The organism is Buttiauxella sp. JUb87 (assembly GCF_004361975.1).
Classification (GTDB): domain Bacteria; phylum Pseudomonadota; class Gammaproteobacteria; order Enterobacterales; family Enterobacteriaceae; genus Buttiauxella; species Buttiauxella ferragutiae.
Genome location: NZ_SNVY01000001.1, coordinates 753,370 through 774,520, shown reverse-complemented (window position 1 = coordinate 774,520; position 21,151 = coordinate 753,370). Strand labels below are relative to the sequence as shown.

General features: G+C 43.9%; 23 protein-coding genes and 2 pseudogenes. 7 read left to right on the top strand and 18 right to left on the bottom strand.

What is annotated here, in order from left to right:
* Window positions 1-127: 127 nt before the first annotated feature.
* On the bottom strand, window positions 128-1,474 hold the full coding sequence (locus EC843_RS03585; protein WP_133521645.1) for an adenylosuccinate lyase family protein: 1,347 nt from the start codon (window positions 1,472-1,474) through the stop codon (window positions 128-130).
* A 190-nt stretch (window positions 1,475-1,664) separates the two neighbouring features.
* On the opposite strand from EC843_RS03585, the gene dcuC reads away from it, so the two are divergent.
* A complete protein-coding gene (gene dcuC / locus EC843_RS03580; protein WP_133521644.1) occupies window positions 1,665-3,137 on the top strand; it encodes a C4-dicarboxylate transporter DcuC in 1,473 nt (490 codons plus the stop codon).
* A gap of 529 nt (window positions 3,138-3,666) precedes the next feature.
* Here dcuC and EC843_RS03575 read toward each other — a convergent pair.
* From EC843_RS03575 to EC843_RS03565, 3 genes and pseudogenes are all read right to left on the bottom strand, one after another.
* Window positions 3,667-4,116, bottom strand: coding sequence for a GNAT family N-acetyltransferase (locus EC843_RS03575; RefSeq protein WP_133521643.1), 450 nt, complete (start codon window positions 4,114-4,116; stop codon window positions 3,667-3,669).
* 156 nt (window positions 4,117-4,272) lie between these two features.
* Complete coding sequence (locus EC843_RS03570) at window positions 4,273-4,479, bottom strand: hypothetical protein (protein WP_133521642.1); 207 nt, start codon at window positions 4,477-4,479, stop codon at window positions 4,273-4,275.
* Between the two features lie 77 nt (window positions 4,480-4,556).
* Window positions 4,557-4,903, bottom strand: a pseudogene (locus EC843_RS03565) (SOS response-associated peptidase family protein); the annotation flags it as partial.
* 268 nt (window positions 4,904-5,171) lie between these two features.
* Here EC843_RS03565 and EC843_RS03560 point away from each other — a divergent pair.
* Window positions 5,172-6,752, top strand: a complete 1,581-nt coding sequence (locus EC843_RS03560) for a phosphoethanolamine transferase (RefSeq protein ID WP_133521641.1) — start codon at window positions 5,172-5,174, stop codon at window positions 6,750-6,752.
* Between the two features lie 161 nt (window positions 6,753-6,913).
* Here EC843_RS03560 and EC843_RS03555 read toward each other — a convergent pair.
* Together EC843_RS03555 and EC843_RS03545 are read right to left on the bottom strand one after the other, a co-directional pair.
* Window positions 6,914-7,593: pseudogene (locus tag EC843_RS03555) on the bottom strand (SOS response-associated peptidase family protein).
* Between the two features lie 1,501 nt (window positions 7,594-9,094).
* A protein-coding gene (locus EC843_RS03545) for an IS3 family transposase (protein ID WP_166642030.1) occupies window positions 9,095-10,206 on the bottom strand; the annotation gives its coding sequence in 2 pieces (ribosomal slippage) (window positions 9,095-9,954 and window positions 9,954-10,206; 1,113 coding nt in all).
* 115 nt (window positions 10,207-10,321) lie between these two features.
* On the opposite strand from EC843_RS03545, the gene EC843_RS03540 reads away from it, so the two are divergent.
* Window positions 10,322-10,531, top strand: a complete 210-nt coding sequence (locus tag EC843_RS03540) for a hypothetical protein (protein WP_243739111.1) — start codon at window positions 10,322-10,324, stop codon at window positions 10,529-10,531.
* Window positions 10,532-10,708: 177 nt separating this feature from the next.
* Here EC843_RS03540 and EC843_RS03535 read toward each other — a convergent pair whose 3' ends face one another.
* Window positions 10,709-11,023 (bottom strand): BON domain-containing protein, encoded by a 315-nt coding sequence (locus EC843_RS03535; RefSeq protein WP_064546043.1) that lies wholly within the window; start codon window positions 11,021-11,023, stop codon window positions 10,709-10,711.
* A 75-nt stretch (window positions 11,024-11,098) separates the two neighbouring features.
* Window positions 11,099-11,938: a transporter substrate-binding domain-containing protein gene (locus EC843_RS03530; protein ID WP_121813638.1), complete on the bottom strand. Its 840-nt coding sequence runs from the start codon at window positions 11,936-11,938 to the stop codon at window positions 11,099-11,101.
* Window positions 11,939-12,265: 327 nt separating this feature from the next.
* On the opposite strand from EC843_RS03530, the gene EC843_RS03525 reads away from it, so the two are divergent.
* From EC843_RS03525 to EC843_RS03515, 3 genes are all read left to right on the top strand, one after another.
* Window positions 12,266-13,756 carry a SulP family inorganic anion transporter gene (locus EC843_RS03525; protein ID WP_133521637.1) on the top strand — a complete coding sequence of 497 codons (1,491 nt, stop codon included), beginning with the start codon at window positions 12,266-12,268 and terminating at the stop codon, window positions 13,754-13,756.
* 401 nt (window positions 13,757-14,157) lie between these two features.
* Entirely contained in the window at window positions 14,158-14,685 is a 528-nt protein-coding gene (locus EC843_RS03520; protein ID WP_133521636.1) for a GNAT family N-acetyltransferase, read from the top strand.
* A 55-nt stretch (window positions 14,686-14,740) separates the two neighbouring features.
* On the top strand, window positions 14,741-15,385 hold the full coding sequence (locus tag EC843_RS03515; RefSeq protein ID WP_133521635.1) for a metallophosphoesterase: 645 nt from the start codon (window positions 14,741-14,743) through the stop codon (window positions 15,383-15,385).
* On the opposite strand, the gene EC843_RS03510 is transcribed toward EC843_RS03515, so the two are convergent.
* The 3 genes from EC843_RS03510 to rsmF form a co-directional block, all read right to left on the bottom strand.
* The gene (locus EC843_RS03510) at window positions 15,386-15,577 is read right to left on the bottom strand and encodes a YebW family protein (protein WP_064546053.1); all 192 of its coding nucleotides are present in this window, start codon (window positions 15,575-15,577) and stop codon (window positions 15,386-15,388) included. It lies immediately after the preceding gene.
* 106 nt (window positions 15,578-15,683) lie between these two features.
* Window positions 15,684-15,923 (bottom strand): YebV family protein, encoded by a 240-nt coding sequence (locus tag EC843_RS03505; RefSeq protein WP_064546055.1) that lies wholly within the window; start codon window positions 15,921-15,923, stop codon window positions 15,684-15,686.
* A gap of 111 nt (window positions 15,924-16,034) precedes the next feature.
* The gene (gene rsmF, locus EC843_RS03500) at window positions 16,035-17,477 is read right to left on the bottom strand and encodes a 16S rRNA (cytosine(1407)-C(5))-methyltransferase RsmF (protein WP_133521634.1); all 1,443 of its coding nucleotides are present in this window, start codon (window positions 17,475-17,477) and stop codon (window positions 16,035-16,037) included.
* 221 nt (window positions 17,478-17,698) lie between these two features.
* Between rsmF and EC843_RS03495 the strand changes: the two genes are divergently transcribed.
* Window positions 17,699-18,808: a site-specific integrase gene (locus EC843_RS03495; RefSeq protein ID WP_133521633.1), complete on the top strand. Its 1,110-nt coding sequence runs from the start codon at window positions 17,699-17,701 to the stop codon at window positions 18,806-18,808.
* Here EC843_RS03495 and EC843_RS03490 read toward each other — a convergent pair.
* The 7 genes from EC843_RS03490 to EC843_RS03455 form a co-directional block, all read right to left on the bottom strand.
* Entirely contained in the window at window positions 18,805-19,062 is a 258-nt protein-coding gene (locus EC843_RS03490) for a pyocin activator PrtN family protein (RefSeq protein WP_133521632.1), read from the bottom strand. The genes EC843_RS03495 and EC843_RS03490 overlap by 4 nt on opposite strands.
* Window positions 19,063-19,070: 8 nt before the next feature.
* Entirely contained in the window at window positions 19,071-19,307 is a 237-nt protein-coding gene (locus tag EC843_RS03485; RefSeq protein ID WP_133521631.1) for a hypothetical protein, read from the bottom strand.
* The gene (locus EC843_RS03480; RefSeq protein ID WP_133521630.1) at window positions 19,300-19,653 is read right to left on the bottom strand and encodes a hypothetical protein; all 354 of its coding nucleotides are present in this window, start codon (window positions 19,651-19,653) and stop codon (window positions 19,300-19,302) included. The genes EC843_RS03485 and EC843_RS03480 overlap by 8 nt, the downstream gene beginning before the upstream one ends.
* Entirely contained in the window at window positions 19,650-19,931 is a 282-nt protein-coding gene (locus EC843_RS03475) for a hypothetical protein (protein WP_133521629.1), read from the bottom strand. The genes EC843_RS03480 and EC843_RS03475 overlap by 4 nt, the downstream gene beginning before the upstream one ends.
* A gap of 9 nt (window positions 19,932-19,940) precedes the next feature.
* Entirely contained in the window at window positions 19,941-20,324 is a 384-nt protein-coding gene (locus EC843_RS03470) for a hypothetical protein (protein WP_133521628.1), read from the bottom strand.
* A gap of 192 nt (window positions 20,325-20,516) precedes the next feature.
* Window positions 20,517-20,732, bottom strand: a complete 216-nt coding sequence (locus tag EC843_RS03460; protein WP_133521626.1) for a hypothetical protein — start codon at window positions 20,730-20,732, stop codon at window positions 20,517-20,519.
* Window positions 20,722-21,087 (bottom strand): hypothetical protein, encoded by a 366-nt coding sequence (locus tag EC843_RS03455; RefSeq protein WP_133521625.1) that lies wholly within the window; start codon window positions 21,085-21,087, stop codon window positions 20,722-20,724. The genes EC843_RS03460 and EC843_RS03455 overlap by 11 nt, the downstream gene beginning before the upstream one ends.
* Window positions 21,088-21,151: the final 64 nt, after the last annotated feature.

Here is a 21,151-nt window from a genome sequence, read left to right as displayed (position 1 = left end):
CAGTTAGTGATTTAAAATAATGCATAACACTAAAGCATATATGTTTACACTTGTTTATTATAGAGCCTGGAGTAGAACTCAGGCTCTATATTCTTAAAAATAAGCAATGTTTTCACATTAAAACTTGTTACGACTTATATTGCTGCAACACAAAATCAACGCAACTTTCAGCTTCACCAATATAACTTGATTCATCCAGTAATTCCTCTATGTTAATCTCTGCCTTTATATCTCCTTTGTTAAGTTGATTACGGATACAATCAGAGAATGGTGCATTGTTAAGCACTGATTCCATCGCAGCTTCATAAAGAAGATGATGAGCATCTGAACGTCCAATAGATTTTGCAAGTGCCATCATAATTGACTCTGACAAAATCAATCCCTTTGTGATCTTTATATTTTCAAGCATTTTTTCTGGGTAAACCTGAAGACCACTTAAAAGATTATACAAATTCTCACTGATAGAAACTGAAATAACTGCAATCTCAGGGAGAGTAACATCCATGATATTACTCTCTGCAGCATCTCCTTCATTCATTCGAATCATAGACATATATGAAAGAGGAATGCGTGAACGCATGAGTTGTGCTAAACCAACAAGGTTCTGTGCATTCTGAGGGTTTCGTTTTTGTGCCATCGTAGAGCTTCCAACTTTTCCGTGGTGGAAACTCTCTTCGAGCTCAGCGAGTTCTGTTCTTTGCAGGAAAATAAGCTCCTGTGCAACCTTCTCTGCAAAACTGGCCAGCTGTCCCAAAACATTAACGTAATGCGTCTGGGAATCACAGGATGTACGAACAGGTATGATATTGGAACCCAGATCAAGAATTTCAGCGATCGTTTCCTGGATCTCACGTCCCTTCCCTTCCATAGCTGAAAATGTACCCACAGCTCCACCCATGCTGACAATAAATGCATCAGCAGTGGCATCATCTAAACGCATTTTAATTCGCTGTAATTCTGCATACCAGCCTGCCACTTTAAAACCAAACGTGATAGGAAGTGCATGTTGCCCATGAGTACGTCCAGCCTGAGTGTAACTTTTTGATTTTTCCGCAAGAGCCGCAATGGTATCGAGAGTCCTGTGAAGAAAATCTAGTATCAATTTATGGCTGGCTCGCAACTGAAGAACTGCTGCAGTATCAAAAATGTTTTGAGTAGTTGCCCCCCAGTGCAGATAACCTGCAGCTTCTTTGCCACACACTCGTTCGAAATCCTTCAATACAGGAACAAATGGATGGCATGTTTCACGAATTCCTTTTTTAATGGCTTCGATATCAAGAAGCTCTGCTTTAGCAGAGTTTGTGATTTTATCTGCATCTGTCTGGGGGATCATGCCCAATCTGGCCTGCGCTTGCGCTAGAGCAGATTCGACATCCAGCCATGCCTGAATAGTGCCTACGTCAGACCAGAGCGCTTTAGCTTCAGCATTGAACCAGTGCCCTGTAATGCAGGATTCAAACATACCAGTATTCATAATAAACTCCATATGTCATTTAAATTATGCACTCATAACTATTTAATTATGATTGCGCATAAGTGCTGCAGTCAACGTGTTTTGGCTATTTTTTTGACGATTTTCACTTTTGAGATCAGGTTAACATAATTTATAGGTTATGGAGCCATATCATATGTGTAATGCCACATACTATGTAGAGTGATATATCATGCAAAATGCAATGTTCAAAAAAGCAAAAACCATTTTGTTTATAATGTCGTGTTTTTTAGCGCTCTGGGCGTTGAAATACGCATTTGGTGACAAAACATTTGTTCTAGCCGCATCTTTCCTTGTAATAATTTTGGTGAGTGCTGGTATTGCAAAACAATACTATGCGCAGTCGATTATTTTAACCGGTGGTATTTTCCTCCTCTTTATTACAGCTTTATATTTCCCGAGTGTAAGCATAACAAAAGCTGTATCTGGCTCCAGATTCATTGATATTTTTATAGAAATAAAATCAATTTTCTCGGACAGCATTGCAAAACTAGGCTTGATTATTATGGTGATCGCTGGTTTTTCACGCTATATGAATGATATTGGAGCATCAGCTAAACTTGTTGAATTGTGTATTCAACCGCTTAAGAAGATAAATGCAAAGTACATTCTTCTGGGTAGTTGCTATATCCTCATGCAGATTCTTGCACTATTCATTTCAAGCCCGTCTGGATTAGCATTACTCATGCTGACAACACTCTATCCGGTTTTACGGTCAATTGGATGTTCAAAAGCGGCTGTTGCGTCAGTTATCGCATCTGGTATCTGTATTGATTATGGTCCTGCAGCTACGGGTAGCGTTCTCATTTCAGAAATCACTGGTTATGATTTATTCTCTGTTTTCGTAGATAAACAGCTACCTATCGTAGCTATACTTTTTGTTGCCATTGGTGTTTTGCATATGTTCATGCAGGCATACTGGGACAGAAAAGAAGGTATAACCCAAGAACAGGATGAAAATGAAGTTAGTGAGAATGAGATTGCCAAACATGTACCTACTTATTATGCTCTGTTACCTATTGTTCCAATGATCCTTCTCTTTACTTTCTCAAGCTTGGTAGAAGAAAATTTACCCAAGTTTCTTCAGATTAAAATTGATGTTGTTTCAGCAATCATTTTGTCATTTTTCATCGCCTTTATTACCGATACGATCCGCACCTTTGATCTCAAGAAATCAACTGATAAGGTTATAGGGTTATTCGACCAAATGGGGCAATCTTTTATTACCGTAGTATCTATTTTATTATGCGCACAGGTTTTGGTGGCTGGTATCATAAAAATCGGGTTCATTGATACACTATTTAGTTTCATTCCAAGTAATGGGCATTTTGCTTATATAATGGTCATTATCTTTAGTTTGCTGATTTTCTTTGGCTCTCTTATTATGGGGACGGGCACAGTATTCAACGCTTTTGCTCCATTGAGCGCTGAGGTTGCGAAAGGTGCGGGTATTTCAGTGTTTAAAATGCTTGTACCATTACATTTTTCTGCAAGTTTAGGTCGAACCTTCTCCCCGATATCTGGAGTAATTATTGCGGTATCTGGATTCGTTGGTGTAACGCCTTTCCAGATTATCAAAAGGAACTGCATTCAATTAGGTGTTGGCTATGTACTTATGCTAGGGCTCTCGATGGTAATGCTCTAATTGAGGTCAGTTTGGATATAGAAAATCATTGTACTATAAGGGCGTCAACGCCGGCGTTTACGGTTTCTTGTCTGCTCTTCAGTAAAAAGAAAGGGGAGAGACTGGGGTACTATAAACGGCCATAATGAATCGTTATTGATTCTGACCCTGAAGAAAGACGCTCGTGAGGTTCTCGTTCGGTAAACGGATACGTATATCCTGTACAATAGCCAGACATACCTCACGGGGTCTAACCCTTTATCATCACCGAGTTGCAGGTAAGATGGTTATACTCTTTCTGGCTTGAGCTGACTGAGTACAGCCTGAAATCATCACCGTATGCAATGATGCCCAGCACAGCCTTGCGTTTATTGGCGGCGATGGCTACAACATCACATGATTCTCGCTCAATATTCGTAACCAGTAAGCGCATACCCTGAATCACTTCAAAGTGTAATTCTCAGGGTGCGAATGACTATAGATCGCTCATAGCAGACTGAAAGTACAGCTACGTGCCAGAAGCGGAAGTCAGGGCCGACAAATACAATCATCACAATGCCTTTGCGAAACAGACAGCTTCTTCTCTACCTATATATGGGCCATAATTCTCAATACGGACATATCCATTTTTCTCGTAAAAATTCACGGCCCGACGGTTGATATGCCGGGTTTCCAGTTTTAACTCGCGATATCCCATTTGTTTTGCGGAGGTTTCCAGAAAAGTAAGTAAAGCACTACCCACACCTGGCAAGCTTTGGTCTGAAAACATTCTTTTAATCTCGGCTATATTTTGCGTTAATGGCCGGATTGCGCCGCATCCTATCGCATCTCCATGTACATTTTTTGCCAATACCCATAATGCTTTGTCATCATTCATTGCTTCAACGGTGAAGTTGGTTTTGCCATTATCGCCAGTAATAGCGGCAAGTTCAGCGGACAGCATTTCGATTAAGCGATGGGATTCTGAAGAAAATGGATCTGATTTCTCTACGGTTATCATGGTTATATCCTATAAAGGGAGTTTAACCAGCATAAAGTACCCTGCCTGAAAAATCATCATTCCGAAACGGGTAATGGGACAACGCTGCTCCCTGGCTTTATCGAGGATGCAATGTCTGCTCCTCGCTCATGGCTGACCTTCAATCTCACATGAACGTTATCGATGTTCACAGACATCAACTTTTTCGCCAGTAAGTCTCTCAACCGCATCTATTGCGTCAGGATCACCATGCCAGGCCATGCAACTTAAACAATCTCCGCCACAGTCTAAATTCAGTGTGTCTGGTGTTTTACTCATTGGCTGATTACAGGTCTGGCAATTGTTTTCTTTCACTGGAAGTGGCATCCGTTTTTTGATTTTCATTTCTATTTTACCTTACATATCACTCTTATGTCCGCAGTTCGCTCACAGCAGACATGCCCGAAGCTTCTCTTTGCGCATCACCGGATGGTTTTGATTAACTCCGACGCTTCATTCTTAACGTGCCCTACGTCGCGCAAAACAGCGGGCCAGATAAACGTGTCTGCTGGCACAGTACTGTTAGAGATAATATCTTCTGCTTGCCTCCCGCTGACAATTTGCCTCATCCATTTTCTGATGAGAGAACCAGAGGGCGGCGGTCGTGAATATCAACCAGCCCTTTATGAGATGCTGACATCACCATCAAAAATCCCTCTGACTCATCGACTCGTCCTTCAAACGGAATGCTGCCGATCGCTGCCATGGAGATCGGCTGACCATCAGCACGGTGGATTAAATAGGGCTGTTTCTTGTCGCCTTCCTTCTTCTTTCTTCCTTATTCCGTTCATAACCCATCGGACAGGCAGCAATTATGAGTAAAAAATAGCCGGGAGCAGGTCAGAGGTTCTCAATTGGAAAAAATTATTCCAGTGTCCTGATTATGCGATCCACTATAGTATTATGAATACGTATTTGTTTTAACCAGTCAATTTAGGTAGCTTAAATTCACGCAGCTTATATGATAATCTGTGCTCAAGATACTCCTCTTTATTTTAAAAAATCGTATAAAAAATCCAAAATTTAGGCACTGTAAAATGTCATTAATCTCTGAACAAATTCGTTATGAAAATATTAAAATTGTTTTAAGTAAGATGTTGTTTGTAATTTCAGTCTCCATTGTTGTTATAGTTAATTTTATTGGCGCACGTTACAATTTTGTTATTAATCGCACGTTGGTTTTTGTATTGCTTTTATTAACCCTGCTCTGCATTAATAATAAACTATTAAAAAACCTACTTGGCTTTATCGCTTTAACATTCATAGCTGTTGATTTATCCCTTCAGCTGTATGCCTGGAATAACTTTAATACTAAATTTACCTATGGTTTTGCATTAAGTGTGATGAATACTACAGGTGGCGAAGCATTTTCGATGTTAGGCGTTTATTGGCGAAGTTGTATTGTCTTTGTGGGGCTGCTGATTTTATTTATGCTAACTATCAACTGTGGTATAAATACTATCCATTCAAAATATAAACGATACCCTGTAATTTTATTGGTGTTATTACTGACTGGCTATACTGTACAAGGTATATTGCATCAATTACGAAAAAGCAATGTTGATAGCCTTGCTCAACGAGTTATAAATTCAACTCCGCTTAGTACAGGTACGGTCTTTATGCAAGCTATCTCCGATATGAGTATTGCTTCCGATATTAATAAAAACACGCCTAACTACACAATATCAGTATCAGATACCGGAATTGATAATTATGTGTTGATTATCGGGGAATCTGAGCGCCGTGAAAATATGAGTATTTATGGATATGAGAGAGACACGACGCCTAAACTGGAAGCAGAAAGGAAAAATCTTCTGTTGTTCCAACATGCCATTAGCCCCGCGCCAGTGACCATCATGGCTCTACCACTTGCTCTCACAGCGGCTTCAGTACAGGAAACGACGCCAGCTAAGTACGGTGACAATATCATTGGTATTGCGAACAAAGCCGGGTACGATACCTACTGGTATAGCCGCCAGGGGAAAGGTGGCGCATATAATAATGTGATCACTGGTATTGCAATGAAAACTAAACAGCATCAGTGGATTGATCAAGGATTCGATGACGCTTTGTTACCAGAGCTTGAATCAACTCTTACAAAATCAGGTAAGAAACTCATTGTTCTGCATCTATATGGTAGTCACGAACCAGCTTGTTCACGTTTCCCTGAGGGTGCTTCCGTCTTTAAAAATGGAAGTACAGATGATGATTGCTATGATAACTCTGTACGCTTCACGGACGATATTATGGGCAAGGTTTTTAGCCAACTTTCGCATACGCGCTCTTCTGTTTTCTATTTTTCTGACCACGCCTTAATACGAGATCCTTCACGCGCAGTAGTATATTCTCATGCTGGGGCTAATCCGCCCAAAGAGGCTTTGGCTATACCCGCTTTCATTTGGTATAGCCCTAAAGTTGAGATAAAGAATAAGTGGCTTGGAGATTACCAAACACCATGGTCTACAGATGATGCTAATATGCTATCCGAGTTATGGCTCGGCATACATCGGGCTGATCGGAATACCGTTAGCATGCAAGAGTGGCTGCAGAAATATCAAAAACCGATTATAGTTATGGATACAACGGGGAAAAAATTTAACTGGAAGAATATGCACTAGTTGAAATTTCATGACGGTGTGAGTCAGATCTGTAAAAAATCTGGCTCACTATCTACAATAGTCATGACCCATTCCCCATTGATTAATACACTATGTTTTGAGCAAATTTTTATCCATTCTGAACACAACCGCGACTTCCGCTTTTCGCTAGAAGCTGACTGTCAAATTTTATCCGAAGTATTCTTGATCAGATCTGCTCCCTGATTTTTCACATTTCCGACCGATTGTGTAACCGGATGCCAGGTAAATTCATCTGCTGGCACAGCGGCATCAAGGGTAAGTTCGCTGGCCTGTGCACCGGTAGTTTCCGGATCCATCCATTCCAGTGCAGCTTCTGGTGTAAATACCAGCGGCCTGCGGTCGTGAATATCGACCAGACCTTTATCGGCCGCCGCAGTCACAATCAAAAAACCCTCTGCTTCATCCCCTGAATCAAACGGCTGCTTGCCAATCGCGGCAAAGTAGAGCGGTTTCCTGTCTTTCCTGTAGATGTAATACAGCAGCTTTTTGTCGCCTTCCTTTTTCCACTCATACCAACCGTCAGCAAACACGATAGCCCGGCCATGATTCCATAACGATTTGAACATCCGGCTGGTGGCCGCAGTTTCTACCCGGGTATTATCAGTGGAGCCTTGTCCCACCATTGAGGTGCGTATGACCAGACAACGGGATCGAGGTGAAGGTGGTCCTCACGATTATTCAGTAGGAGAACTTTAGTGCCAGGCGCCACGTTGTAACGGCCTATAGGTTCGGGATCGTAAGGGATATCAGTATCGGTTTCTTCGACGAGAAACGCCAGATAGTCGTCACGTGATTGTATTTGAGTGAAGCGTCCACACATGGTCACCTCCCGTAAAACTGAAAGTATAGATCACGTCAGAATGACAACGTTTTCCCCTCGTAATTCCCATCGTTTACTTGTTCAATTTGCAGGCATAAAGAACAGCCATGACAGGATATGAACTTCCGCACCTGAGACCCCATGATTGGTAGCAAACTAAAAATGTGACTGAAAACGCTTCTGCAAAACTCATTTATTTTTCAACAAATTCAGTTAGTTAAAAAGCTGATATTTGATATGAAAATACTCGTAGTAGTGATGATATTTATTAATTAATTTAATCAGATATGGTTAATTTTTTTCTCTGCTGCTCCGTCACATGGAATAGGTCGATCATTGGAATGAATAGTTGAAGTATGGAAAGTGGCGATAACATGTCCGAAACTCGTCCGAAGATGTCCGAAATTTCTGATAAGTATTTGATTTTTAGAGTGCGCAAATGCATCCCTTGATGGCTATTTTATGAACTAACTGCGAGGTAATATACTGATAAATAAGAATTAAATTGTCTTTGAACAAGAACAGGAATCGTATTCGGTCTTTTTTTTATCTGTATTTCAAATCAATAGCTTATGTCGCTACATCCAAAAATATCCAAAAAATCGATATTCAGTCCTTTTGGATTTCCGTAACACAGTCATAACAACATAAACTCCTTTTCCCTCGAATCCAAATATTTTTCTGTCATTTTTTGAGACTTATTACCCAAAAGTTTCTGGGTGAATTCCTTTCTGTGCCCCGTTTCTTACACTCTACTTGTCTGGCTGTTTTTTATGCCGGAACTAATCAGAACTCAGAAAATTTCATTAGTGCGCATCGTCACTGCGTTGATTGGTAGCAGGGGGACGGGATCCATTGCAAGAGTAAACCAAGCTGGCTGGGTAGGAGATTAATCGCTTTAAAGCCTATGAGTTCACCAAAACCAGGTAAGAAAAAAACGCGCTGAATGAGTGGCGGCTCTTGGTTTGATTGTTAGCTTACATTCATGAATGTAAGACGTCATAATATTCACAAAATCAATGGATTGTTGTGTTCACTATCGTTATAATTTTTCCTAAATCAGGGAGAGTCAAGAAGTGATTAAACTGAAGTTGTTTATTTTAAAGTCTGTTTATACAAAAAGACAAACTATCACTAAAGATTTTTAATGGATTAATTTTATCTATGAACAGCAACCACCTTTGCAACATTCAATCAAAAATACAATAGACCATCTCAAAGAGTGTTTACAAATAGAAGTGATAAACCGAAGTGGGAATAAGCAATTCTCATGGTTTAAGGTTTTTCATAAGGTTATTTTTAGCCGAAAGAAGCGGTTTTACTTCTGGTGGCGTATTGCCAACTATCTATATAGCTTACCTAATAACCGTTATAAGAAATTAGCTCGGAAAATTAATGATAATCTTCGTCATAAATATGGGGCTGATATGAGCATAGCAGCGCACATTGGTGCTGGTATGAAGATTAATCACTATCTGGGTATTGTGTAAGCACACCTGTTTTAGTTCCACGCACTTTTTGAGGTTTCCGGTTTTTCAGCCATCAGTCGGTATTCTTCCGGTGTCAGGTTATTCAGTGATTCATGAGGCCGCTCGCTGTTGTATTCCGTCAGCCAGCGCTCTGTAATTTCCCGTGCTTCATTCAGCGTTCTGAACAGATAAAAATCCAGGATTTCTGTCCGGTACGTCCGGTTAAAGCGTTCGATAAAGGCATTCTGTGTCGGTTTACCCGGCTTAATAAATTCCAGCAACACACCATGCTCTTCGGCCCACTGCCCCAGAGCCAGTGATATCAGTTCCGGGCCGTTATCCATCCGCATCTTCAGCGGATATCCGCGATTCGCCACTATCCTGTCCAGCACCCTTACTACCCGCTGAGCCGGGATATTCAGATCGATTTCTATCGCCAGTGCTTCGCGGTTAAAATCATCCACCACATTGAAGGTTCGGAAGCGCCTGCCGCACACCAGCGCATCGTGCATAAAATCGATGGACCAGCTCTGGTTAAGTGCTTCTGGCGTCGCCAGCGGCGCCGGATTACGCACCGGCAGGCGTTGCTTCCCCTTACGACGAAAATTCAGTTTCAGCAGGCAGTAAATCCGGTGTACGCGCTTGTGGTTCCAGACGTACCCCTGCCTGCGCAGCACCTGAAAAAGCTTCTTAAAGCCGTAGCGGGGATAGCGCTCTGCCATCCCGGTCAGCACCTGGATCACCGCTTCATCACGCCGGGTATCGGGCTGGTAACAATACACCGTCCTGCTCAGCGATAACGTCCTGCATGCCTGGCGTATGCTCATCGTAAACTGCGCGGTCAGATAGTTGACGAGCTCACGCTTTATCGCTGGTTTTAAAGCTTTTTTTCGATGACATCTTTCAGTGCACGGCATTCAAGGCTGAGATCGGCAAACATTTTTTTGAGACGGCGATTTTCGTCCTCAAGATCCTTCATCTTTTTGATATCAGAGGCTTCCATCCCGCCGTACTTTGTTTTCCAGTTGTAGTACGAGGCCTCAGATATTCTCGCTTCGCGGCAGACATCTTTGACGGTGCGTCCGGCTTCGACGGATTTCAGAACGGCGATGATTTGGTGCTCAGTGAATCGGGCTTTTCGCATGGTGATCTCCTCGAAGGACATAATCAGTATGTCGGAAGATCTCTAAAAGTGAATGGTTCGGTTAAGCGGGATACTTACAATTGTAGTTAGGTCAGAGTGTATCATTGGTAAAAACATGAATATTCGACAAAATACTACGATTGGTCGTAAAAGCTCACGAGGTGATATTGGCATTACCTTCATAGGGGATAACGCAGATATTGGAGCTCATAGTTGCATAATTGGTGATAACGTGACTATCGGTGCAATGACTTTTGTAAATAAAGACATCCCTGATAACTCTGTTATTTATAATACCGTTTCTTCCATCATTAAGAGCAAGTAAGAATCATTTTATATAGAATAGTACTTAGGAAATGAAGAGCGTTGTTGAATAAATCAAGTTTTTGTCCTGTAGTCCTGGTGCAGGTTAAGTGGAGTACCCCAAGCCTATAGACTCTTCCTATGCTCAAACTATAGGGCAGAATTGTCTACAGTCTTGGGGTAAAGACCAATAAGCCTGTTACTTCACGAGCAAGTCATTTTCAACCATTCGTACACCCTTAACCGTTTTGGTTAGCGCAACAGCTTTATTTGCCTCAGCGGATGAAGCGACAAAGCCGCTAAGTTGTACTCGCCCTTTAAACGTGACGACACTGATATCTGTAGATTTCAGTGATTTCTCTGCCAGCAGAGTCGATTTAACTTTGGTTGTAATAACCGTATCGTCGATATAGCCGCCGGTACTTTCTTGTTTTGAGGAACCAGCGCATCCTGTCAATGTTGTTGCTGCCAGAGCTATTGCGCAAAAAATAGCCATTATGTTTCTATTTTTCATAATTAATCTCCTTGAGGTCGACATGTACACAGGCCGTTATCTTACCCGATGATTTCACGATAATCAGCAGTTCTGCTAACGCAATTGATAGCGAAGCTTATCATTGATAAGTTGCTGTGACATCGGCAGTTGTACGATGTCATCAGGGGAGGTGAGTGGAGACATAAACCACTTGTTATAGAGCTCATCAAATCGTTTTGTGGCAAACATGGTCTTTATGTTGGTATTAATGATTTCTTCCATTTCATCCGCATTTTTATCCACGGCCAAACCATATTCTAATGTATTACCAAAACCACTGGCGTTGATCTGGTAATCTTCTTTATTTGGCATTTCAGCCAATTTACCACGGATAATAACGTCATCAGTGATGAAGGCTGAAATATGACCATCGGCAAGCAAATCAAAACCATCATTAAAATCGCGCACTAACTTCACCGAAATTGAGTAATTGTAATTTTCATTCATCTTTGCCAATTCTAATGCGGCGGTACCGCCACTGATAACACCGACTGTATGCCCACTCAGTAATTCTTCATTCAAAACTTGCTCTGATTTCTTGGTCAGAATATTCATTTTGGTGTAAAACCACGGAATAGAGAATTTAACTATTTTATGACGTTGCCCGGAGTTCGCTGCGACTGCACATAAAACATCCGCCTGATTATGGGATATAACCTCAAAGCGAGCGGCTGCGGGGATTTTTATCCATTTGACATCTAATTTGGTGTTGTAGCGTTTTTCTATACTTTGTACGACATCGAGGCAGATATCTATCACCATGCCAGAGGGTTTGTTATTTAATTGCCAGGCAATGGGTCTGGTGTTATCGACCCATGCCAGGGTTATGCTATGGGTGCTGAGTATTTTGTTCAGTACTGGGTCAGCAAAAACATTCCCACAAAATAGCATCATGGTAGTCAACAGGAAAATACCTGTCGATTTACAATTAGTTAAGTAGCTAAACAAAATGAATCCCTCAATAAATACACAAACTAAAACAATTTTTATAGAATTTTAAAAAGCCATCATTATTGTAAGTGTTTTTATGCTGTGTTCCTATCGATAGCGTTTTTGAATAATAGGTATTAATCGACATTCATGATGAAGATTGGGCAAGCCATTCAGTGTTCAGAATGTTATACATCACATTAATTAGCATCCTCACTAACGTCTCTGTACAATCACGCCCGGCCTGAATGGGCCATAGCGAATAACGATAAACCTGCAAAGACGAAAAATATGACCACCACTCAAACCGAAAACCATAGCCGTGAGAATTCTCTGGCGTATGTTTTGCGTAGTCCACGCCTGTTAGCCCGGGAATCCCTTGCGGGAGTGGTTACAGCATTAGCGTTAGTTCCAGAAATCATTTCATTTTCAGTTATCGCAGGGGTTGACCCGAAAGTCAGTCTGGTGGCCTCCATTGTACTGTGTTTATCCATGTCAATTTTTGGTGGTCGCCCTGCAATGGTGACCGCAGCTGCAGGGTCAGTTGCTCTGGTTATCGGACCAATGGTGCATCAGCATGGTGTTGCATATATTTTCCCTGCCGTATTGCTGGCGGGGTTGATTCAAATTGTGTTCGGCGTAAGCGGGCTAGCTCGCATGATGCGTTACATTCCCTTATCGGTGATGACCGGTTTTGTGAACGCATTAGGTATCCTGATTTTCTTTGCACAGGTGCCTCATATTTGGGGAAATAACCCGTTGGTGTGGGGGTTGTTTGCACTGACATTATTGATTGTTCTCCTGTTGCCACGGGTGTTCAAAATGGTGCCTTCGCCGCTGGTGGCGATAATTGTCATTACTACACTTTGTATCGGCATGGGGCTATCAGTCCCGACAGTCGGAGAATCAGGGCCAATGGATGCCGGCTTACCAGGATTAACGGAATTAATGGTGCCGTTAAACCTGGATACATTACGGATAATATGGCCTTGTGCGTTGAGTATCGCATTTGTGGGATTAATGGAGTCATTGCTGACAGCTAAGCTGGTGGACGAATTGACAGATACACCCTCCAGTAAACGCCGTGAATGTTGGGGATTGGGGATATCTAATATCTTCGCCGGTTTCTACGGTGGGATCGCAGGTTGCGCCATGATTGGCCAGACCATGGTTAATGTCGAGCTTGGTAAAGGGCGTACACGAGTTTCTACGCTTGCCGCGGGGCTGGTGCTGCTGTTGCTGGTTACCGGTTTAAGCGAACTGATGGCAAAAATCCCGATGGTTGTTCTGGCGGGGATCATGGTCATCGTGGCGGTGAAAACTCTTAACTGGCACAGTGTGAAACCCGCCACATTGAAAAGAATTCCGCTTCCCGAAACTCTGGTGATGGTGACGACGGTGACAGTCACCGTTGCGACAGGAAACCTGGCTTTGGGTGTCGTTGGCGGAGTCATCTTTGCGATGATTTTGTTCGCCCGACGTATTGCTCATGTTGTTCATGCACAACGGTCATTGTCTGATGATGGGCAATCCGTTCGGTATACGGTGACCGGGCCGCTGTTTTTCGCCAGTAGTAATGATTTATTCGAACATTTTCAGTATGCCGATGACCCGCAGCAGGTGATTATTGATTTATCTCAGGCACAAATCTGGGATGTCTCGACGGTCGCGGTGCTTGATGCGATTGAAACTCGCTACCAACGCTATGAATGTAGAGTGAAAATTGTGGGGCTGGATTTGCGCAGCAGTGATTTTCATGAACGGCTGAGCGGTAAAGTATGATCAAAGCGTGCAAGGATTAATTTGGCATTTTGACCAGCAGATGGCAAAACTGTGAATCTGCCGTTACTTTTCGAACGTCAGGACTGCTAGATTAATCTAAGTCCCAGAGTGAAACGGAGGTGCCAGAAAGTTTGAAACTGATCCTCGATAGTAAGCTGGTGGGGTACGTGGTGGGACTGATTACCACGCACTCTTTGGTATAAACCATATTGAAACGCTTGAAGAAGCGGAAAAATTTACCAGATAACTCGTATCATCTCTCTAAAGGCTGCAAATTTGCAGCCTTTTCTATTTTTATCTCCCGCTCAATTTCTCTTATCTCACAGCAGCTAACCTGTGCTTATTGTTTCATGAGCGGTATAGCGGCAGAATCATTAAAAAAGATTCAGAAGGAAATGAAAATGGTTAAAGAAGCACCACGTCTGGAAACTGAACGTTTAGTTTTGCGGCACTTTGCATTGGAGGATTTCCCGGATTTAGCGGCTTGTTGGGCTGACCCGGAAATGGTGAAATTTATCGGTGGTGGTCAACCGCAAGGGCAGGAAATGACATGGAGTCGCCTGTTACGTTACATCGGTCATTGGCAGGCACTGGGTTATGGCTACTGGGGGGTGTTTGAAAAAGCAAAAGGGCGTTTTGTCGGGGCGTTCGGTTTTCAAGATGCACAACGTGAATTAATGCCAGCCCTTGAATTCCCTGAAGCCGGTTGGACGCTCATTCCAGCCGTACACGGTAAAGGCTACGCCAATGAAGCCTTGGGTGCGATTTTAGAATGGGCAGACCGTGAATTTACCACGCCCGTTTGCTGCATTATTGATGATGATAACCATCGCTCCATTCACCTCGCCGAGCGTTTTGGCTTCCGGTTTGAACACCCTGTGGAATACCACGGTAAACGGATAAAGATGTTCGTTCGCCCAACCTGCTAACCATCGCCGCACACTGGTTTATAATTGAGCAATAAATAAGCGGTGTGGGGTCAGTATGTATCAGCGAATTGAAGGTGAGAACTGGCGGCATATTTTTGTTGTTGGCGATTTACACGGCTGCCTTTCTGAGTTAATTAGCCAGCTTAAACTCCAGCATTTTGATTACCATCAGGATCTTATTATCTCGGTGGGGGATCTTATCGACCGCGGTGCGAATAGCCCCGGTTGTCTGGCCTTACTGGGTAGCAAGTGGTTTAAAGCGGTGAAAGGCAATCACGAAGAGATGGCTTTAGAAGCGTTGGATGAGGGCGAGGGGATTCTTTGGCAAATGAACGGTGGCGATTGGTACCGGGAGTTGCCAGCACTGCGCCAACATAATGTGCAAGAGGCTTTATTACATTGCCGTGATTTGCCGTTAGTGATTGAGCTTCATACCCATGGGAAAGTACTGGTTATTGCTCATGCCGATTATCCAGCATCACATTACAGTTGGAATCAGCCAGTTGATGAGCATTTGCTGGTCTGGAGCCGGGATCGGCTCAATAAAAATTTACAGGGACGCGGTGAAGAAATAGAAGGGGCGGATGAGTTCTATTTCGGCCATACACCACTCAAAGAAGTCGGTCATTTTTACAACCAAAACTATATTGATACCGGCGCAGTGTTTGGTAACAAGCTAACGATGGTGCAGGTACAGTAGTTATAGCGAACTGTATTCATGAGCCGGGCGCCAGAAACCATCGATAAAATCTTCTATTGGGAAGCATCCGCCATAACGGATCCGTTGGTCATCCATGGCCACCACACATTGCTGCTCGGTATTAAAAACGTCCACAACAATATCTTCGCAATCACCGTCCAGGTAACAAACAAATAAGACTAACGCAAACATTAACGCCTCAGAGTTTCACCGTTTGGTTTAATTGTAGGGGAAGCCATGGGAAGAGGGGAAATCAGTACAGATTAATTAACCCGCCTGAGCGACGGGTTGATTGGAATCATGCAAGACGCATGACCCAGGCATCAGATTTTTGGTCGTAATGTTGACGGTAGAGGACTGAATGTTCGCCATCAAGGACGGCGGGAATACTGGTTTCATCATCCCAGGCATCAAGTTGCATGCACAAATCCGGGTCAGATTTACAAGGGATGCTCAAAGTGCGGTCCCCTTGTTGCTCGCCATGTAATTCAGCATCATCAATTTCGAAGATGCCTATTCGTACGTTAGTTTTCGTCATCTTACTCTCCTTGGGTCTGGGTGCATGTGGTATGACCAGTAAGGCCTCCCACACTAGAGCGTAGACAAACGTACCAAAACTGCAAATCACATGGCGACAATATTTTGCGAATTAGGCCTTCGTCGCGAACAGTTTGCCATCGCGTACCAGTTCACGTGGGTAACTGTTCTTCAGTCGCGATCCCACTTTCCTGGCCAGACCCAATGGTTGGTCTTGCCAGGTGACAATCACTTCATTAAGTGACGGTGTCACATATGGGTAAATGTCGCGCCCGTGATACCATTCGTCAGCTTCAAACTCCGTCAGCGCGAATGCCAGCGGCGAATCCCCGGGCACTAAAGCAATCACTGCTTCATGCTGCCAGCGGTATCCCTTGTTGTACTGTTCCGCCAGACGTATGCCAATCCGAGAAAAACGGACCTTGCCGAATAACGAAACAATCTCCTTCGGAAACAACCAAATTTCTTTATCGCGTTGCCAAAGCTGTTGGTCATCTTGCCAGCTTATCCCAGATTTTTTGGCAGCCGCGGTGACTTCAGCGGCTTGCTTGCCAAATAGGGGGCTGAACGGGAAATTACCTACTTTGTACCCTGGGGCCGGGAGTGCTTCGATTGATGCTGTTTTGCGCAGGCGCGCGACGAAAAAGCCTTCACAATCATAAATCTGTGGGAAAACATGCAGGTAGCCTTCAGCAGTGATGGCTTTCCCTGCCTCCGGGAACAGGTCGTTAAGCGGGGCTATTTCCACGGCATCGGGCCATTCATCAAGCAACCACTGGCAAATCTGTTGGTTTTCTTCACGGTTTAAAGTGCAGGTGGAATAAATCAGCGTGCCTCCGGGGCGCAAGGCATGGAAAGCGCTGGCGATCAATTCGCGTTGCGTATCGGCAATACTGGCGGTGCTTTCTGGTGACCAGTTACGCAATGCATCGGGATCTTTACGTACTACGCCTTCGCCTGAACAGGGGGCGTCGAGCAAGATCGCATCAAAACATTCCGGTAAGGCTGCACCAAATACCCGGCCATCAAAATGCGTCAGTGCCACATTGCTAATTCCGCAGCGGCTGATATTGGCATGCAGCACTTTCACCCGGCTGGCGGAGTATTCATTGGCAAGAATCGCACCGTGATTGCCCATGCGTGCGGCAATTTGCGTGGTTTTAGAACCAGGTGCGGCAGCGACATCCATAATGCGCACTGGCTGGTTGCCGTCCGCAAACAGCGCCGCAACGGGCAACATCGAACTGGCTTCCTGGATGTAGAACAATCCACTCAGATGTTCTGCTGTGCTACCGAGTGGCAGGCTTTCTTCATCATCTCGCTCAATCCAGAACCCTTCAGCACACCATGGAACAGGTGTCAGATGCCAGTCGTAAGGTGCAACCAGGGCGAGAAAATCGCTGACTGAAATTTTGAGGGTATTGACTCGCAAGCTACGCCGCAGAGGACGTTGGCAATACTCGATAAAGCTTTCGAGCGTTTGGTCGGCCGGAAGTGCATCGCGAATAACATCAAGAAAGGATTGCGGGAGAAAGGCGTTTTGAGAGTGAGCCACGAAGGAAGTCCAGAAAAAAATGAAGAGTGGAGTCTAGCACAAACGCCCCGGTGAGACACCGAAGGGTGTAAATAGTGTGAAATTATAATTATTATATATTTCAATAAATAAAGTCATTTGGCTGTATTGATGTCCAGTATTATTATGGTGCATTTTAAGTCATTTAATTGTATTTTATTGCTCTCAGTCCCCCACCCAGCACCCCATGAGGATTAAGAGGAATGGCATTTTATACGGTTGAAAGGCGCTTGAGGGCTGATGGTACAACGCGGTATCGCTGCACTGTGGGTGTGAAAAAGAATGGGAAGTATATTTATCGCGAAAACCAAACATTCTCAAAACAGACTTTGGCGAAATCTTGGGGGACTAAGCGTGTTGCGTACATTGAAGAGTTTGGTCTCCCTAATCCTATAGGGCAATCGCAGAAAACCATAACCCTTGCAGAGTTGATAACAAGATATATAAATCACCGGGATGTTTCGCTCGGTCGCTCTAAAAAAGATGTCCTGCGCCGATTAGCAAAAAGCGAACTGGCAGCCAACGAGTTGAGTAATCTAACTTCACAGCTTTATATCGAGTTCTGTCATTTTCGCAAGGCTCAGGGCTGTTCACCGAAAACAATATCAGATGACATTTCGTATGTCGCTTCTGTGCTACAAGCCGCGAAACCTCTATTTAATATAGAAATTGACCTGAAGCATATGGCCGAGGCCAGGATCTTTTTAAAGCAGATGAAGATGGTTGGAACGTCAAACCAGCGTAATCGACGGCCTTCTGTCGAAGAGTTTGAGCTTCTTCTTCAAGGGCTTAAACAGAAAGAAAATACAGCACACAGTAAGGCACCATTCGGCGATATATTCCTTTTATCAGTACTGACATGTACCCGTATAGGTGAGCTCTGTAAAATCCGTTGGGATGATATTGACGATCTACAGCGTAGTGTATTGGTCCGTGACAGGAAGGACCCAAAGAAGAAAACGGGTAATCACATGACGGTACCTCTCCTGGGTGAGGCTTGGGATATTGTTCAGAGACAACCCCAACTAGATGAGCGAATCTTCCCGTTTAATGAGCGAAGTATCACGCAAACATTCCGCCAGGTTCGTGACACCTTATTTATTACCGATCTTCGATATCATGATCTACGTCGTGAGGGTGCTAGTCGGCTCTTTGAAGCCGGATTTAGTATTGAAGATGTCGCTCAGGTGACAGGGCATCGGTCTCTGAATACATTATGGAAAGTTTACAGAGAAATGTTTCCGAATACCCTTCACGAGAAATTTGATCGCCTGAAGCAACAAAGCCAAAATCGGGACAGTAGTGATATTTAGTTTGCACGCATTTGTTCGAACAATGCTTTGCCTTTTTTCCTCTGCTGATCGATGTGGTCGGCCAGGTCTTGAACGTGAATCATCCTTGGAGCTTTCTGGCTTTCAGATGCACGAAATGTGGCAATTGGAAGCTCCCCCAATAGAGCTTTCTTTTCAGCCGTCGCTGGTTTCATGCCAAAATATTTTTCTGAGACATCCGCGAGAAGAATCGTGGGGGTGCCAAACTCCGCAAGCAATAAAAAGACTGTATTCATTATTTACCTCACACTGCGCCAATCGCTTTTTGCACTACTCGATAACCCCGTTTCCGGGGCTTCTTCTTCGGTCCGATCTTCGCCGCTGCTACCTTGGGAGCTGGTGGCCTCGGTACACTGATGCCGTTCCGCATATCCCGCCTGGCATTCATCTTCCAAACCAGCTGCTTTGTATGGTCACATCCGTCGTCAATCTGGACGCTGGCTTTCACCAGCGTGTCGTTCAGGTCAGCATGCTCAGCCATTACCATCACCTGAAACAGTTGATCCCATATCGGAAATCATGCTTTCCCAGATTTCAATTCCCGTCTGATTGAGCGATTTATCTTTCGCTAAACATTTATCAAGCAGTGCAATGGCTACCGCCTCCCATTCCTGATAGTTCAATTGCAGTGCCTCGAGGAAGTAAGCATCGACAAGCTGCCTGACTCCTGTAATACCTCCAACAATATTCACCCTGATAGGGAATGAATCGGCGTTAACGTTAAACCATTCGCCGGCGTTCTGCTTAATGAGATGGCTATGAACTGCTGCTGCATACTGGTTAGCCAGCGCGTTTAGGCGAAAATTTTTAGTTATTAAATTACTCACGATTTACCTCCAAATGCGCGACGTAGGGCTTTCTTCATTTTCTTGCCGTTATTAACCGAGCAGTAAAGCTCTGCCAGTTCCTGAGCCATCATTTGCTCGCCAGTCTCTTCATTGACGAAATACTGGTTCGGATTGTTTTTTATGTATTCCTGCACCATTGGCAGTGCGAGAAATTCTTCTGGACTGTAAATTTTCGATTGCCGACGAAGGTGTTTCACATTCGGAATCTTATGTGTGGACTCCACCGAAAAAATGTTTGCGTTATCTTGGCTTGCCATACCATCCCCTTAAAACGGCTTCGTTTTCATGAAATCGCGGTAACGATCAGTTAGTGCGTCGTGCTTTTCCTGCCACTGCTGGATCTCGCGCTTACGGGCCAGCAGGCGACGCAGACGGCGAACACAGCGGCGATGAGCATCCACGTATTCTTCGGTGAAATGTCCGAGCTGGTGGACCGTCATACCGTCGCGAATGACTGGCGTGTCCGGGTAATGAGTATCAACTCGCGCCAGCCGGAAGGCATGAGAGGTCATGTAGTTGGCGAGGTTATTTAACGCCGCGCTACGGCTCAGGCAACGCTTACGAAAACCGTGACGCATCACGATATACACCGGGCGGAGAGGGCGACTGAATGCTGCGTCAATACCTGTTTTAACTTTGCTGGTGGTCATTATTTTCTGTCCTTCAGTTTGCTGTAGCGCTCGTGGCTCATGACTTCCCAGTTCTGGCCACCATCTCTGGAGAGAAGTCTCCAGCGCCTGTTAACCTTCAGGCTAAGATTTCCCGAGCCATGCATACGGCTGGGAATCACCCGCCGCTTTCTGTATCTGCCGAGAGTGTTAACAGCTTGGGCATGTACCCACTCAGGTATACGAATTGCTGTCAGAGCCATCGATATCGCCTTTTTCTGGTGGAATTACCGTGTAACCTGCACGTTCAGCCATCCATAAAAACGTCTCCATTGAAGCGGTTACTTCACCGTTCTGGACCGGACGCGTGTGGATCACCTTTCCGTTTTCGATTGTCAGCACGACGTTGATTGGTGCATGTACTACTGCTGGTATCTTTTCAGTCGCCATTTTTTAATTCCCCGCGAGCTTGTTTATCTTTTACGAAATCAACTATTTCATTTAATAAATTGTCGATAATCATTTTTCCGGCTTCAGTCAGATATTCAGTATCTCTGTTTATTTCGATGGAGTTTTCATAGGTCGATTTAATAAAATCTTCACCTTCCTTTTTTCCGTATTCGCCATAAACTAAAAATTCGAAACGTAGCAATAATTTATTCATGAAACTTTCAGTAATTTCTACGGTTTCGATTTTTCCATCTGGTAAGTTAACCATCAGGAGATTGCCACCTGTTTTACGCTGGAGCCTGATTAACGCTGCGTTAAGAATTCTTTTCCGGTTGCGTTCTATCATGTTTGTCATGATGAATATCCATATGCTTTTTTGAGGTAAAGATGAGCAATAACCTCTTGCCCGTTCTTCATGT

Bases quoted from the DNA above. Each gene is read 5' to 3' on its own strand.
- EC843_RS03585 (WP_133521645.1), bottom strand. From the start codon at position 1,474: ATGAATACTGGTATGTTTGAATCCTGCATTACAGGGCACTGGTTCAAT.
- dcuC (WP_133521644.1), top strand. From the start codon at position 1,665: ATGCAAAATGCAATGTTCAAAAAAGCAAAAACCATTTTGTTTATAATG.
- EC843_RS03575 (WP_133521643.1), bottom strand. From the start codon at position 4,116: ATGATAACCGTAGAGAAATCAGATCCATTTTCTTCAGAATCCCATCGC.
- EC843_RS03570 (WP_133521642.1), bottom strand. From the start codon at position 4,479: ATGAAAATCAAAAAACGGATGCCACTTCCAGTGAAAGAAAACAATTGC.
- EC843_RS03560 (WP_133521641.1), top strand. From the start codon at position 5,172: ATGTCATTAATCTCTGAACAAATTCGTTATGAAAATATTAAAATTGTT.
- EC843_RS03540 (WP_243739111.1), top strand. From the start codon at position 10,322: ATGAATATTCGACAAAATACTACGATTGGTCGTAAAAGCTCACGAGGT.
- EC843_RS03535 (WP_064546043.1), bottom strand. From the start codon at position 11,023: ATGAAAAATAGAAACATAATGGCTATTTTTTGCGCAATAGCTCTGGCA.
- EC843_RS03530 (WP_121813638.1), bottom strand. From the start codon at position 11,938: ATGATGCTATTTTGTGGGAATGTTTTTGCTGACCCAGTACTGAACAAA.
- EC843_RS03525 (WP_133521637.1), top strand. From the start codon at position 12,266: ATGACCACCACTCAAACCGAAAACCATAGCCGTGAGAATTCTCTGGCG.
- EC843_RS03520 (WP_133521636.1), top strand. From the start codon at position 14,158: ATGGTTAAAGAAGCACCACGTCTGGAAACTGAACGTTTAGTTTTGCGG.
- EC843_RS03515 (WP_133521635.1), top strand. From the start codon at position 14,741: ATGTATCAGCGAATTGAAGGTGAGAACTGGCGGCATATTTTTGTTGTT.
- EC843_RS03510 (WP_064546053.1), bottom strand. From the start codon at position 15,577: ATGTTTGCGTTAGTCTTATTTGTTTGTTACCTGGACGGTGATTGCGAA.
- EC843_RS03505 (WP_064546055.1), bottom strand. From the start codon at position 15,923: ATGACGAAAACTAACGTACGAATAGGCATCTTCGAAATTGATGATGCT.
- EC843_RS03495 (WP_133521633.1), top strand. From the start codon at position 17,699: ATGGCATTTTATACGGTTGAAAGGCGCTTGAGGGCTGATGGTACAACG.
- EC843_RS03490 (WP_133521632.1), bottom strand. From the start codon at position 19,062: ATGAATACAGTCTTTTTATTGCTTGCGGAGTTTGGCACCCCCACGATT.
- EC843_RS03485 (WP_133521631.1), bottom strand. From the start codon at position 19,307: ATGGCTGAGCATGCTGACCTGAACGACACGCTGGTGAAAGCCAGCGTC.
- EC843_RS03475 (WP_133521629.1), bottom strand. From the start codon at position 19,931: ATGGCAAGCCAAGATAACGCAAACATTTTTTCGGTGGAGTCCACACAT.
- EC843_RS03470 (WP_133521628.1), bottom strand. From the start codon at position 20,324: ATGACCACCAGCAAAGTTAAAACAGGTATTGACGCAGCATTCAGTCGC.
- EC843_RS03460 (WP_133521626.1), bottom strand. From the start codon at position 20,732: ATGGCGACTGAAAAGATACCAGCAGTAGTACATGCACCAATCAACGTC.
- EC843_RS03455 (WP_133521625.1), bottom strand. From the start codon at position 21,087: ATGACAAACATGATAGAACGCAACCGGAAAAGAATTCTTAACGCAGCG.